We start from the raw sequence: 13,039 nt of genomic DNA, 5'->3' as shown, positions 1-13,039 counted from the left end.
TCTACCTGCGGGACGCTTGCCGTGGCAGACGACAGCGACGACAAAACAGAAGCCCCCACACCCCACCGACTTGATAAAGCGCGTGAGGAAGGGCAAATACCCCGATCCAGAGAACTCACCTCCCTGCTCATTTTAGTGGTAGGCGTGTGCATTATCTGGTTTGGCGGGGAGTCTCTTGCCCGCAGGCTGGCAGGGATGCTTTCGGCCGGGCTGCGTTTTGACCACAGTATGGTTAACGACCCCAACCTGATCCTCGGACAGATTATTCTGCTGATTAAAGGCGCTATGGTGGCGCTGTTGCCGCTGATTGTCGGCGTGGTTCTGGTGGCGCTTATCTCCCCGGTTCTGCTCGGCGGGCTGGTCTTTAGCGGTAAATCGCTGCAGCCTAAGTTTTCCAAGCTTAACCCGCTGCCCGGTATTAAACGCATGTTCTCCGCCCAGACCGGTGCCGAGTTGCTGAAAGCGATTCTGAAAGCGACGTTGATGGGCAGCGCCGCAGGCTTCTATCTGTGGCTGCACTGGCCTGACATGATGCGGCTGATCAGTGAATCGCCCGTTACCGCCATCTCGAATGCCCTCAACCTGGTTGGCTTGTGCGCTCTACTGGTGGTGCTGTCGATCATTCCGATGGTGGGCTTTGACGTCATCTTCCAGATTTACAGCCACATCAAAAAACTGCGGATGTCCCGCCAGGATATCCGTGACGAATATAAGCAGATGGAAGGCGACCCGCACGTGAAGGGGCGTATCCGTCAAATGCAGCGCGCCGCTGCCCGACGCCGCATGATGGAGGATGTGCCAAAAGCGGACGTGATTGTCACCAACCCGACGCACTACTCCGTGGCCTTGCAGTACGACGAAAACAAAATGAGCGCGCCGAAGGTGGTGGCGAAAGGGGCAGGTCTTATCGCCCTGCGAATTCGTGAGATTGGTAGTGAAAATCGCGTGCCGATGCTGGAGGCGCCGCCGCTGGCGCGTGCCCTTTATCGCCACGCTGAAATTGGACAGCAGATCCCAGGTCAGCTCTATGCCGCGGTAGCGGAAGTGTTGGCGTGGGTTTGGCAGTTGAAGCGCTGGCGTCTGGCCGGCGGTCAACAACCTGTGAAACCGGTGAATTTGCCAGTGCCTGAAGCGCTGGATTTTTTGAACGAGAAGGACACTGATGGCTAATCTGGTGGCAATGTTGCGCCTGCCCGGCAACCTGAAATCGACGCAATGGCAAATCCTTGCCGGCCCGATTCTCATCCTGCTAATTCTGTCGATGATGGTACTGCCGCTGCCGGCATTCATCCTCGATCTGCTTTTTACCTTTAACATTGCACTGTCCATTATGGTGCTGCTGGTGGCGATGTTCACCCAGCGCACGCTGGACTTTGCCGCGTTTCCAACCATTCTGCTGTTTACCACCTTGCTGCGCCTGGCGCTGAACGTGGCCTCAACCCGTATCATCCTGATGGATGGCCATACGGGGGCTGCGGCAGCGGGTAAAGTGGTGGAAGCCTTTGGCCACTTCCTGGTGGGCGGCAACTTCGCCATCGGCATCGTGGTGTTCGTGATCCTCGTTATCATCAACTTTATGGTTATTACCAAAGGTGCGGGACGTATCGCCGAAGTGGGCGCGCGTTTCGTGCTGGACGGAATGCCGGGCAAACAGATGGCGATCGACGCCGACCTGAACGCCGGGCTGATCGCCGAAGATGAAGCGAAAAAACGCCGTTCGGAAGTGACCCAGGAAGCGGACTTCTACGGCTCGATGGACGGGGCGAGTAAGTTCGTGCGTGGCGATGCCATCGCGGGGATCCTGATCATGGTGATCAACGTGGTGGGGGGGCTGCTGGTTGGGGTTCTGCAACACGGTATGGATATGGGACATGCCGCCGAAAGCTATACGCTGCTGACCATTGGTGACGGCCTGGTAGCACAGATCCCTGCGCTGGTTATCTCTACCGCCGCGGGCGTTATCGTTACCCGCGTGGCTACTGACCAGGATGTGGGTCAGCAGATGGTTGGCCAGCTGTTCAGCAACCCGAGCGTGATGTTGCTGAGCGCCGCCGTTCTGGGTCTGCTGGGTCTGGTACCTGGCATGCCTAACTTTGTCTTCCTGCTCTTCACCGGTGCGCTGTTGGGGCTGGCGTGGTGGCTGCGCGGACGTGAAACCAAACCGAAGGCGGAGCCGGCGCCGGTGAAAATGCCGGAGAACAGCCAGGCGGTTGAAGCGACCTGGAATGATGTTCAACTGGAAGACTCTCTGGGTATGGAGGTGGGTTACCGCCTTATCCCGATGGTTGATTTCCAGCAGGACGGTGAGCTGTTGGGGCGTATTCGCAGTATTCGTAAGAAGTTTGCCCAGGATATGGGCTTCCTGCCGCCGGTAGTGCATATCCGCGACAATATGGATCTGCCACCTGCTCGCTACCGTATCCTGATGAAAGGGGTTGAGATTGGCAGTGGTGATGCTTATCCGGGGCGCTGGCTGGCCATTAACCCAGGCACGGCGGCGGGGACGCTGCCAGGGGAGCAGACCACTGACCCGGCGTTTGGCCTGGCGGCAATCTGGATTGAGAGCGCCCTGAAAGAGCAGGCGCAAATTCAGGGATACACCGTGGTGGAAGCCAGTACCGTTGTGGCAACCCATCTTAACCACCTGATTGGCCAGTTCTCGGCCGAACTGTTCGGTCGCCAGGAGGCGCAGCAGTTGCTTGACCGCGTCACCCAGGAGATGCCGAAGCTGACGGAAGATCTGGTGCCGGGTGTAGTGACCCTCACCACGCTGCATAAAGTGCTGCAGAATCTGCTTGAAGAGAAGGTGCCTATCCGCGATATGCGTACCATTCTGGAAACCCTGGCCGAGCACGCGCCGCTGCAAAGCGATCCGCATGAACTGACGGCGGTGGTGCGCGTGGCGCTGGGTCGTGCCATAACTCAACAATGGTTCCCGGGCAACGACGAGGTGCAGGTGATTGGCCTTGATACGCCGCTTGAACGTCTATTGCTTCAGGCATTGCAGGGCGGCGGTGGTCTGGAGCCTGGGCTGGCAGATCGCCTGCTGGCTCAGTCGCAAGAAGCGTTGCGTCGTCAGGAGATGCTGGGGGCACCGCCGGTGCTGCTGGTCAACCATGCGCTGCGTCCACTGCTCTCGCGCTTCCTGCGTCGCAGCCTGCCGCAGCTGGTGGTTCTGTCGAATCTCGAGCTGTCGGACAACCGTCATATTCGTATGACCGCCACCATTGGAGGCCAGTAATGCGCAAATTACTCTGGCTGTTGGTTTTACCTTTTATGGCGCAGGCGGCGGGTGAGGGGAGCTGGCAGGCCAGCAGTATCGGTCTGACCCTGAACAACCGGGGAGTGGCTGCCTCTTCCAGGCCACTGTCGGCCAGTGAGCCGGTCTCCGGTCTGATGACGCTGGTGGCCTGGCGCTATGAGCTCAATGGCCCGATTCCCGCAGGGCTGCGGGCGCGTCTCTGTTCGCAATCCCGTTGTACCGAGCTGGACGGACAGAGCGGCACCACCCATGCATTCAATAACGTACCGGCTGCCGAGCCGCTGCGGTTTATCTGGGAAGTGCCGGGCGGTGGTCGCCTGATCCCGGCCCTGAAAATTCAGCGTAACGAAGTGATTGTCAACTACCGCTAATCCGCTGCTGCCGCTCCACTCAGGGGCGGCAGCGCTATTTCCCTCCGCCACACTTCCCCGCCTGCCCCTGGTAATAATGCAATTAAGTAGATAATTGTCCCCCTGCGAATATACTGGCGATCTAAGTTTCCGGTATTTTATTTATCTATATTCTGTTTTTGATAACTCACAAAAATAATTAGCACGACGAAAAGGGCACAGGGAATGCGGCATTTATCTAAGGCCTCTCTGTTTTGGGGCGCAATGGATACGTTATATTGCGCAGGGTATTTGACGGAAAATCTTGTTCAGCAGCGCATCCCGCTGGTGGATGATGTGATGAGCTTCAGCGACCTCTATACGCAGCATGGGGGCGGTGGCTGGCTGATAGGGGGATTTATTCTCTCGTTCGTCACCACGCTCTCCATTGGGGTCTCTGCCGCCCTGTGGTTCTGCCGGCCGTATTACGCCCGCTGGCTGGCGCTGGGGCAAACGCCGTTGCGGCTGTTGATGGTTGTGCCATCGGTCTCTTTTTTACCCTGGGTTTTGAACGGCCTGAATATTCACAGCGTCATCCTTGCGTTCAGTCTGTTAATTGCTTCGGAGATCCTGAAGGTGGCCTCACTGTTATTAACCAAACGGCTAGAAACCTGAGCGCTCTCTTTTACTAACACACAAACAAGGAAGGAAAATGAATAAAACGGCGATGGAATGCTACACCGAAGGCTGGAAGAAAATAGGGGATTACCGGGGGCGTTCGACACGGCGTGCGTTCTGGTTATTTATATTCATCAATATTATTATTTTATTATTCATAGCGGTGCTGACCTATTTGGGTCTGACCCTGAGCGTGACGGACGAGACAGGCCGTGGCGGTATGTTGCTGGTGTGGGGCTGGTACGTCTTACTTCCGCTTGGCGGTCTTGCCCCGCTGGTGCTCTTGCCGCCGATCGTAGCCGCGGGGATCCGCCGGATGCACGATATCGGTAAATCGGGCTGGTGGTTCGGCGGGCTGCTTTTCGCGAAACTGGCTGGCTTGCCGCTGCTGATTACTCTGGCTTCGCGGCTCCTGCCAGTTAATGCCGTCAACCTGTGGGTTATCCCCATGGCGAGCTTAGCGGGGACCGTGATGTCCTGTGTTCTCCTCTGGCTATGCTGTAAACCGACGGTTCCTGGTAATGAACCCCGCCCTGATACCCGCCGCCCAGGCGCACTGCTCTGATCACTTTTTGCCCAGTCATCAGGCGAATCTGATGACTGGCTCGCAATTCTGACCCTCTCTTTTGAAGCAAAAGAAACACTGTTTTATAAATCAGTGACACGCGTAGTGAGTCTCTTTGCATTTTTGCCAGATGGTTTCCCCGGGTGGCAGAAACAGAAAGGTATCCCACTGGTGATACTCTTACTGTAGCCGTGTAATCACTCCCGTAAAGAATGTGGTTGTCAGGGAGTCTCCCAAAACTTACAGGGTTGACGGCAATGAAAACACGTAAAATTGGACTCACAAACTACCTGGCCTACGGATCAGGCGATTTTCTTGGGGCCGGCACCACCGCGCTGACGGCCGCATGGCTTTTATACTTCTACACCACTTTCTGTGGCCTTACCCCTATCGAAGCCACCTTTATTTTTGCCGCGGCAAGGGTGCTGGATGCGGTGGTGAGTCCGCTGATGGGCTTCCTCACCGATAACTTCGGCACCACCTGGCTTGGCAAACGCTTTGGCCGTCGCAAATTCTTTATTCTGCTGGGTATCCCGTGCGTCTTCAGCTACTCGCTGATGTGGGTCGGTGACATGAGCTTCTGGTACTACCTGCTCACCTATCTGGTGTTTGATATTGTCTACACCATGATTCTGGTGCCGTATGAGACCCTGGTACCGGAGATGACCGATGACTTCAAACAGAAGACCAAATTCTCTGGCGCCCGTATCTCTATGGCGCAGATGTCAGCGATTCTCGCCTCGTTCCTGCCGGGTGTCCTGCTGACCGCATTCGGCAAAGACAACCCGATCTCCTTCTTCTATGCCAGCCTGGTCTTCTCGGTGCTCTGCGCCCTGATGCTGACCTTCGTCTGGTTCTTCACCTGGGAGCGACCGCGTGAAGAGTGGAGCGAAGCGGCCCTGCGTGCGGAAGAAGAGAAGAAGAGCCTGACCCTGAGCCAGAGCCTGAGCCGCCTGATCACCGAATTGAGCTCAACCCTGCGCATCAAGATCTTCCGCCAGCATCTGGGGATGTATCTTGGGGGGTATATCGCGCAGGATGTGTTCAACGCCGTATTCACCTACTACGTCGTATTTGTGCTGATGCAGGAAGCCTCCATGGCCTCTAACCTGCTGGGCACCATGGCTATCTTCCAGTTCATCGCGGTTATCGCCATGATCCCGCTCTGCATCCGCTTCGGACCGGCGCCTTCGTATCGCATGGTTGTTGTGCTCTTTGGTCTGGCCTCGCTCTCCTATGCGGGTCTCTACTATGCCGGCTTAAGCGACGTCTACTCTCTGCTGCTGCTGATCTCTGCGGTTGCGGGCCTGGGTCGCGGGGGGATCAACTATGTGCCATGGAATACCTATACCTACATCGCCGATGTGGATGAGGTCGTGACCGGCCAACGCCGCGAAGGGATCTTCGCTGGCATCATGACGCTGACCCGTAAAGCGTCCCAGGCGGGTGCGGTCATGCTGGTGGGGATTGTGATGCAGATGTCCGGCTTCGTCAGCGGCCAGAAAGTGCAGGCTGAAGGGGTGAGTCACACCATTCTGATGATCTTAAGCGTGGGCACTATTCTGGTGTTGATCTGCGGCTTCCTGGTCTCTCTGCGCTTCAAACTCAATCTGCAGACCCACAGTGTCCTGCGGGAAGAGACGGCAAAAATGCGTGAAAGTGGCCGGGCAATTCCTGAAGCGGCAACCCCGCAAGCGCGCGCCACCGTGGAAATGCTGGCCGGTATGCCTTACGAGTGTCTGTGGGGTAACAACAATATCGGTTATCTGAACCGCAACAAGCCCGCTGCGCCGTCTCTGAAACATCGTGCATCACTGAATTCGACATATAACTGAGGTTAAGAATATGAAGGTTTGGCCTGTCAAACATAGCCCATTACTGCGTCAGCCAGAGCGGTTTATCGCCCGGGATGAACTGAAGTCGCTGATTGAAAAGGTGACGCATAACCTGGTGAACATTCACGATAAGACCGGTGAGTTTTTACTGCGGCTGGACGACGGGCGCGTGATCGATACCAAAGGCTGGGCGGGGTGGGAGTGGACGCACGGCGTTGGTCTCTACGGTATCTGGCAGTACTACTGCCAGACCGGTGATGAAGGGATGCGCGATATCATCGACAGCTGGTTCCGCGACCGCTTCAACGAAGGGGCCACCACCAAGAACGTCAATACGATGTCACCCTTTTTGACCCTGGCCTACCGGTATGAAGAGAGCCGCAATCCGGCCTGGTTGCCCTGGCTGGAGAGCTGGGCGGAGTGGGCGATGAACGAGATGCCGCGTACCGATCATGGTGGCATGCAGCACATCACGCTGGCGGAAGAGAACCATCAGCAGATGTGGGATGACACCCTGATGATGACCGTGCTGCCGCTGGCAAAAATCGGCAAGCTGCTCAATCGTCCCGAGTATGTGGAAGAGGCGGTTTACCAGTTCCTGCTGCACGTACAGAACCTGATGGATCGGGAGACCGGCCTCTGGTTCCACGGCTGGAATTACGACGGCCAGCACAACTTTGCCAGGGCGCGCTGGGCGCGTGGCAATAGCTGGTTAACCATTGTGATCCCGGATTTCCTGGAGCTGGTGGATCTGCCGAAACAGGATGCGGTGCGCCGTTATCTGGTTCAGGTATTGAATGCGCAAATCGCTGCGCTGGCTAAATGCCAGGATGAGAGTGGCCTTTGGCACACGCTGCTCGACGATCCTGACTCCTATCTGGAGGCCTCTGCCACGGCAGGCTTTGCTTACGGGATCCTGAAGGCGGTGCGCAAAGGGTACGTCGGCGCAGAGTATGCCGGGGTGGCAGAAAAAGCGATTCGCGGCATTGTGAAAAACATTTCGCCGGAAGGGGAGCTGCTGCAAACCTCATTCGGTACCGGGATGGGCAGCGATCTGGAGTTCTATCGCCAGATACCGCTCACCTCCATGCCGTATGGTCAGGCCATGGCGATACTCTGTCTGACGGAGTATTTGCGAAAGTACTTCTGATAAGAAAAAACCCGGCGATTGCCGGGTTTGTTTTTTTACATGCGCTCGACGGTTTCGATACCCAGGGTATCCAGACCCAGCTTCAGGGTCTTCGCCGTAAGCTGCGCCAGCTTCAGGCGACTGTTACGCACGGCTTCGCTCTCGGCAGAGAGGATAGGGCAGTGTTCGTAGAAGCCAGAGAAGAGGCCAGCCAGGTCGTACAGGTATGAGCACATCACGTGCGGGGTACCGTCACGGGCGACCACAGAGAGCGTCTCTTCAAACTGCAGCAGGCGTGCTGCCAGCTGGGCTTCACGATCTTCAGAGATGACTACCGCTGCGGCGGCAAGGGCCGCTTCATCCACTGCCGCTTTACGGAATACGGAGAGCACGCGGGTATAGGCGTACTGCATGTAAGGGGCCGTATTGCCTTCGAAGGCCAGCATGTTATCCCAGTCGAACACATAGTCCGTGGTACGGTTCTTGGAGAGATCCGCATATTTAACCGCGCCGATACCGACCGCGTTAGCCAGTTTTTCCAGCTCGTCCGCCGCCATGTCCGGGTTCTTTTCCGCCACCAGACGGCGCGCACGCTCCAGCGCTTCGTCCAGCAGATCGGCCAGCTTCACCGTACCGCCAGCGCGGGTTTTGAACGGTTTACCGTCTTTACCCAGCATCATGCCGAACATGTGGTGTTCCAGCGGTACGGAGTCCGGCACATAACCGGCTTTACGCACGATAGTCCACGCCTGCATCAGGTGCTGGTGCTGGCGAGAGTCAATGTAATAGAGAACGCGGTCCGCATGCAGCGTTTCGTAGCGATATTTGGCGCAGGCGATATCGGTGGTGGTGTAGAGATAGCCGCCATCCTTCTTCTGGATGATGACGCCCATAGGTTCGCCTTCCTTGTTTTTATACTCATCAAGGAAGACCACGGTCGCACCTTCGCTCTCGACCGCCAGCCCTTTGGCCTTCAGATCGGCCACAATGCCTGGCAGCATAGGGTTATAGAGGCTTTCACCCATCACATCCTTGCGGGTGAGGGTCACATTCAGGCGGTCGTATGTGATCTGGTTCTGGGACATGGTGATGTCCACCAGCTTACGCCACATCTGCAGGAAGTACTCGTCGCCGCCCTGCAGCTTAACAACGTAGCTACGCGCGCGCTCGGCGAAGGCTTCGTCTTCGTCGTAGTGTTTTTTCGCTTCGCGGTAAAAACCTTCCAGGTCTGCCAGCGCCATTTCACCGGCATTTTCCTGCTGCTGCTTCTCGAGATAAGCGATGAGCATCCCGAACTGGGTACCCCAGTCGCCAACGTGGTTAGCGCGGATTACCTTGTGGCCCAGGAACTCAAGCGTACGCACGGCCGCATCACCGATGATGGTGGAGCGCAAATGTCCTACGTGCATCTCTTTCGCCACGTTAGGGGCCGAGTAGTCCACCACGATGGTTTGTGCTGCCGGCTGATTTACGCCCAGACGGTCAGATTTCAGCGCCGCGTCAACGTGGCTGGCAAGGAAGGCCGGGTCGAGGAAGATATTGATAAAGCCCGGTCCGGCAATTTCAGTTTTGCTGGCGATACCGTCAAGATCCAGATGAGTGAGTACCTGCTCTGCGAGTTGTCGCGGCGCCATGCCCAGTTTTTTAGCTACGGCCATCACGCCATTTGCCTGATAGTCGCCAAACTGTACTTTTGCTGACTGACGAACCTGAGGTTCGCAATCCGCAGGCGCGCCTGCGGCAATCAGTGCCTGACTGACTTTATCTGAGAGAAGTGCCTGAATATTCACCTGGATACCTTACTTTTTTGCTGCGGCAGACCAACCATCCGCGCCAGTTTAAGAATGAGGCCGGGAGTATACTGCAATTGCCTCTTGCCGTCAGCACCGGACAAATCAGCGGTTGGTGGGCGGCGCGCAACAGAGTAAATTAACCGTTTTGTACGATAGGACGAGTAATAATAATGGCGAACTGGCAATCCATTGACGAACTGCAGGACATCCGCGCCGACCTGCCGCGCTTTACCCGCGATTTTCACGCGCTGACTCAACGCCTGGGGCTAGAGATCGCTCCGCTGGCGGCAGACCATATCTCCCTGCGCTGCCACCAGAATGCCACCGCCGAGCGCTGGCGTCGAGGCTTTGAACAGTGCGGCGAGCTGCTCTCTGAAAACATCATTAATGGCCGCCCAATCTGCCTGTTTAAACTGCATGAGCCCGTCTGCGTCGCCCACTGGCAATTTGACGTGGTGGAGCTGCCATGGCCGGGTGAGAAGCGCTATCCCCATGAAGGGTGGGAGCACATTGAGATCGTTCTGCCCGGCGACCCCGACGGCCTGAATGCCCGCGCGCTGGCGCTGCTCTCTGACGAGGGGTTAAGCCAGCCGGGGATTTTTGTGAAATGCAGTTCACCCAAAGGGGAGCGCGAGCGCCTGCCGAATCCCACCCTGGCGGTGACGGACGGTAGTGTGACGGTGAAGTTTCACCCCTGGACTATCGAGCAGATCGTCGCCAGCGAAGCATAACGCGTAGAAGTTTGTGAGCGACCGCCGTGTCCGGCCTGTTCGGGCATGGCATGATGCCGTATTCATGATGTTTTAAGGAGGAATCATGGCAGTGCTGGAGATCTGCTGTTACAGCATGGAGTGCGCCGTGACCGCACAGCAACAGGGGGCCGATCGCATCGAACTCTGCGCGGCACCGAAAGAGGGGGGCTTAACCCCCTCTTATGGCGTACTGAAATCAGTGCGTGAGGCCGTCACTATTCCGGTTCATCCCATTGTCCGTCCCCGCGGCGGCGATTTCTGTTACAGCTCAGGCGAGCTGAGCGCCATGCTGGACGATGTGGCGCATATCAACGCGCTGGGCTTTCCGGGGGTGGTGATTGGCCTGCTCAATGAAGATGGCGAAGTCAATATGCCGGCAATGCGCAAGCTGATGGCGGCTGCGAAGGGGATGGCGGTAACATTTCATCGCGCCTTCGATATGTGTGCCGATCCACGACAAGCTTATGAAAAGCTGGCGGAACTCGGCGTCACGCGGATCCTCACCTCGGGGCAGCAAGCATCCGCAGAAAAAGGTCTTTCATTAATTACGGAACTTAATGGCCGATCTGGTGTTCCAATAATCATGGCAGGAGCAGGCGTGCGCGCCGGCAATCTGCATAAGTTTCTCGACGCAGGGGTGAAGGAGCTGCATAGCTCAGCGGGTAAATGGATACCCTCGCCCATGCGTTATCGCAATACAGGGTTGTCTATGTCGACGGATGCCGAGGCGGATGAGTACTCCCGCTATAGCGTTGATGGAGAGTCGGTTGCGGTAATGAAAGCGATTATTGACCGTTATCACGTGTAGCAACGTTTTTACCGCCGCATCATGTCGCCCAATATGATGCTTGTTTGTACCAGGCCCCTGCCTTTTACACAGGGGCCTTTTTTTCTCCTGCATATTTCAGGCCGCAGCGGCGTTAGCCGCCTCGCTTGCCCTGATTGAGGAGAGATTACGGCTTCGTTGCAATCAGTACTGCACGCATCGGCGCAGGATAGCCTTCCACCGTTTTGCTCTGGTCAGCCGGATCCAGGAACTGCTCCAGCGACTCGGTGATCATCCAGTCGGTACGACGCTGCTCTTCGGTCGAGGTTACGCAGACGTCGGCGATACGCACATCCACGAAGCCGCACTTCTCAAGCCAGTTTTTCAGCGCCAGCGCGGATGGAATGAAATAGACATTTCGCATCTGTGCGTAGCGGTCGCCTGGCACCAGCACCGCGTTCTCATCACCTTCAATTACCAGTGTTTCCAGCACCAGTTCACCCCCGTTGACCAGCTGATCTTTCAGCTGCCACAGATGTTCCAGCGGGGAGCGACGGTGGTAAAGCACCCCCATCGAGAAGACCGTATCGAAGGCTTTCAGGGCAGGCAGTTGTTCAATACCCAACGGCAACAGATGCGCGCGCTGATCGTTACCCAACAGTTTTCGCACCGCTTCGAACTGACAGAGGAACAGCTGCATAGGATCGATACCGACCGCAAGGTGCGCGCCGGCGCCAATCATGCGCCACAGGTGATAGCCGCTACCGCAGCCCACGTCAAGAATGGTGCGGCCTGACAGGTCAGACAGGTGCGGCAAAACGCGATCCCACTTCCAGTCAGAACGCCATTCGGTATTAATGTCCACCCCATAGAGCGAGAAGGGCCCTTTACGCCAGGGCATCAGGTTACGGAGCAGGGTTTCAATACGGTTCGTCTGCCCGGCGCTTAACGGCGTTTCGCTCTCTGCCGTAACGCTGTGCAGCAAGTCGAGACGGTAAGGCGTAAGCTCAGGCAAAAACTCCACCGCGTTAGACCACTGCTTTAACAAGCCATGCTGCTGGTCGCGCTGCCAGGTGGCGATTTGCGCGGGCAGGGTCTCCAGCCAGTGGGAAAGGTGATTCTTTGCAATCAGCTGATAAAAATTACTGAATTCAATCATGCCGCTTCGCCGCCTTTCAGTGCCACCAGAGAGCCAAAGTTAAAACACTGGAACCACAGCTCGCTATGCTCAAAACCTGCGCTGCGCAGGCGAGCCTTATGCGTTTCGACCGAATCGGTCAGCATCACATTTTCCAGCATGCTACGTTTCTGGCTGATCTCCAGCTCGCTATAGCCGTTGGCACGTTTAAAATCGTGGTGCATGTTGAACAGCAGTTCACCGACGTTGGCATCTTCGAAGCTAAATTTCTCTGACAGCACCAGGGCGCCGCCCGGGTTAAGCCCCTGATAGATCTTATTCAGCAGCAGTTGACGATCGGCGGGCTCTAAAAACTGCAGCGTAAAGTTCAGTACCACCATGGAGGCATTATGAATTTCGATATCACGGATATCGCCCTCAATGACTTCCACCGGCGTGGAGGCTTTCCAGGCGTCGATGTGGCGGCGACAGCGCTCAACCATGGCCGGGGAATTATCCACGGCGATAATTTTGCAGCCTGGCTGATTAACGTTACGACGAACCGACAGCGTAGCCGCGCCCAGCGAGCAACCCAGATCGTATACCTGCGTGTCAGGCTGAACAAAACGCTCCGCCAGCATACCGATCATGGAGATGATATTAGAGTAACCGGGCACTGAGCGCTGAATCATATCCGGGAAGACTTCAGCCACCCGTTCATCAAAGGTCCAGTCGCCCAGACTGGCGATAGGCGCAGAAAAAAGCGTGTCGCGATCTGACATAACGTTAAAATCCGGGAAAAATAAAGGGGCG

12 protein-coding genes are annotated in these 13,039 nt (G+C 56.6%); 9 read left to right on the top strand and 3 right to left on the bottom strand.

Translation table 11 applies throughout. The annotated features are described in order from the left end of the window. The first annotated feature begins 21 nt into the window (after positions 1–21). From flhB to bglB, 7 genes are all read left to right on the top strand, one after another. Positions 22–1,170: a flagellar biosynthesis protein FlhB gene (flhB, locus tag JZ655_RS12785; RefSeq protein ID WP_207291976.1), complete on the top strand. Its 1,149-nt coding sequence runs from the start codon at positions 22–24 to the stop codon at positions 1,168–1,170. After that, positions 1,163–3,241 (top strand): flagellar biosynthesis protein FlhA, encoded by a 2,079-nt coding sequence (gene flhA, locus JZ655_RS12780; protein WP_046885092.1) that lies wholly within the window; start codon positions 1,163–1,165, stop codon positions 3,239–3,241. Before flhB ends, flhA begins: the two co-directional genes overlap by 8 nt. Beyond that, positions 3,241–3,633 carry a flagellar protein FlhE gene (gene flhE, locus JZ655_RS12775; RefSeq protein WP_046885093.1) on the top strand — a complete coding sequence of 131 codons (393 nt, stop codon included), beginning with the start codon at positions 3,241–3,243 and terminating at the stop codon, positions 3,631–3,633. The genes flhA and flhE overlap by 1 nt, the downstream gene beginning before the upstream one ends. Before the next feature lie 243 nt (positions 3,634–3,876). Continuing rightward, positions 3,877–4,266 (top strand): hypothetical protein, encoded by a 390-nt coding sequence (locus JZ655_RS12770; RefSeq protein ID WP_207291975.1) that lies wholly within the window; start codon positions 3,877–3,879, stop codon positions 4,264–4,266. Between the two features lie 37 nt (positions 4,267–4,303). Next, a complete protein-coding gene (locus JZ655_RS12765) occupies positions 4,304–4,834 on the top strand; it encodes a DUF805 domain-containing protein (RefSeq protein WP_046885095.1) in 531 nt (176 codons plus the stop codon). 257 nt (positions 4,835–5,091) lie between these two features. Continuing rightward, positions 5,092–6,669: an MFS transporter gene (locus JZ655_RS12760; protein ID WP_207291974.1), complete on the top strand. Its 1,578-nt coding sequence runs from the start codon at positions 5,092–5,094 to the stop codon at positions 6,667–6,669. A 10-nt stretch (positions 6,670–6,679) separates the two neighbouring features. Next, the gene (gene bglB, locus JZ655_RS12755; RefSeq protein ID WP_207291973.1) at positions 6,680–7,819 is read left to right on the top strand and encodes a beta-galactosidase BglB; all 1,140 of its coding nucleotides are present in this window, start codon (positions 6,680–6,682) and stop codon (positions 7,817–7,819) included. A 35-nt stretch (positions 7,820–7,854) separates the two neighbouring features. Here bglB and argS read toward each other — a convergent pair whose 3' ends face one another. After that, complete coding sequence (gene argS / locus JZ655_RS12750; RefSeq protein WP_207291972.1) at positions 7,855–9,588, bottom strand: arginine--tRNA ligase; 1,734 nt, start codon at positions 9,586–9,588, stop codon at positions 7,855–7,857. Positions 9,589–9,761: 173 nt separating this feature from the next. On the opposite strand from argS, the gene JZ655_RS12745 reads away from it, so the two are divergent. Both JZ655_RS12745 and cutC read left to right on the top strand, forming a co-directional pair. Next, positions 9,762–10,322, top strand: coding sequence for a VOC family protein (locus JZ655_RS12745; protein ID WP_046885098.1), 561 nt, complete (start codon positions 9,762–9,764; stop codon positions 10,320–10,322). A gap of 85 nt (positions 10,323–10,407) precedes the next feature. Next, complete coding sequence (cutC, locus tag JZ655_RS12740) at positions 10,408–11,151, top strand: copper homeostasis protein CutC (RefSeq protein WP_207291971.1); 744 nt, start codon at positions 10,408–10,410, stop codon at positions 11,149–11,151. Positions 11,152–11,296: 145 nt separating this feature from the next. Here cutC and cmoB read toward each other — a convergent pair whose 3' ends face one another. Beyond that, positions 11,297–12,268, bottom strand: coding sequence for a tRNA 5-methoxyuridine(34)/uridine 5-oxyacetic acid(34) synthase CmoB (gene cmoB / locus JZ655_RS12735; RefSeq protein ID WP_207291970.1), 972 nt, complete (start codon positions 12,266–12,268; stop codon positions 11,297–11,299). Next, entirely contained in the window at positions 12,265–13,008 is a 744-nt protein-coding gene (gene cmoA / locus JZ655_RS12730; RefSeq protein WP_040075113.1) for a carboxy-S-adenosyl-L-methionine synthase CmoA, read from the bottom strand. The genes cmoB and cmoA overlap by 4 nt, the downstream gene beginning before the upstream one ends. Between the last annotated feature and the right edge of the window lie 31 nt (positions 13,009–13,039).

Origin of the sequence: Leclercia pneumoniae, assembly GCF_017348915.1 — a bacterium.
Taxonomy (GTDB): Bacteria; Pseudomonadota; Gammaproteobacteria; order Enterobacterales; family Enterobacteriaceae; genus Enterobacter; species Enterobacter pneumoniae.
The sequence above is the reverse complement of the archived record's forward strand: the minus strand, read 5'-3'. Positions and strand labels throughout refer to the sequence as shown.

Excerpts from the sequence above, each read along its gene's own strand:
- flhA (WP_046885092.1), top strand. The coding sequence starts at position 1,163 with ATGGCTAATCTGGTGGCAATGTTGCGCCTGCCCGGCAACCTGAAATCG.
- flhE (WP_046885093.1), top strand. The coding sequence starts at position 3,241 with ATGCGCAAATTACTCTGGCTGTTGGTTTTACCTTTTATGGCGCAGGCG.
- JZ655_RS12770 (WP_207291975.1), top strand. The coding sequence starts at position 3,877 with ATGGATACGTTATATTGCGCAGGGTATTTGACGGAAAATCTTGTTCAG.
- JZ655_RS12765 (WP_046885095.1), top strand. The coding sequence starts at position 4,304 with ATGAATAAAACGGCGATGGAATGCTACACCGAAGGCTGGAAGAAAATA.
- JZ655_RS12760 (WP_207291974.1), top strand. The coding sequence starts at position 5,092 with ATGAAAACACGTAAAATTGGACTCACAAACTACCTGGCCTACGGATCA.
- bglB (WP_207291973.1), top strand. The coding sequence starts at position 6,680 with ATGAAGGTTTGGCCTGTCAAACATAGCCCATTACTGCGTCAGCCAGAG.
- JZ655_RS12745 (WP_046885098.1), top strand. The coding sequence starts at position 9,762 with ATGGCGAACTGGCAATCCATTGACGAACTGCAGGACATCCGCGCCGAC.
- cutC (WP_207291971.1), top strand. The coding sequence starts at position 10,408 with ATGGCAGTGCTGGAGATCTGCTGTTACAGCATGGAGTGCGCCGTGACC.
- cmoB (WP_207291970.1), bottom strand. The coding sequence starts at position 12,268 with ATGATTGAATTCAGTAATTTTTATCAGCTGATTGCAAAGAATCACCTT.
- cmoA (WP_040075113.1), bottom strand. The coding sequence starts at position 13,008 with ATGTCAGATCGCGACACGCTTTTTTCTGCGCCTATCGCCAGTCTGGGC.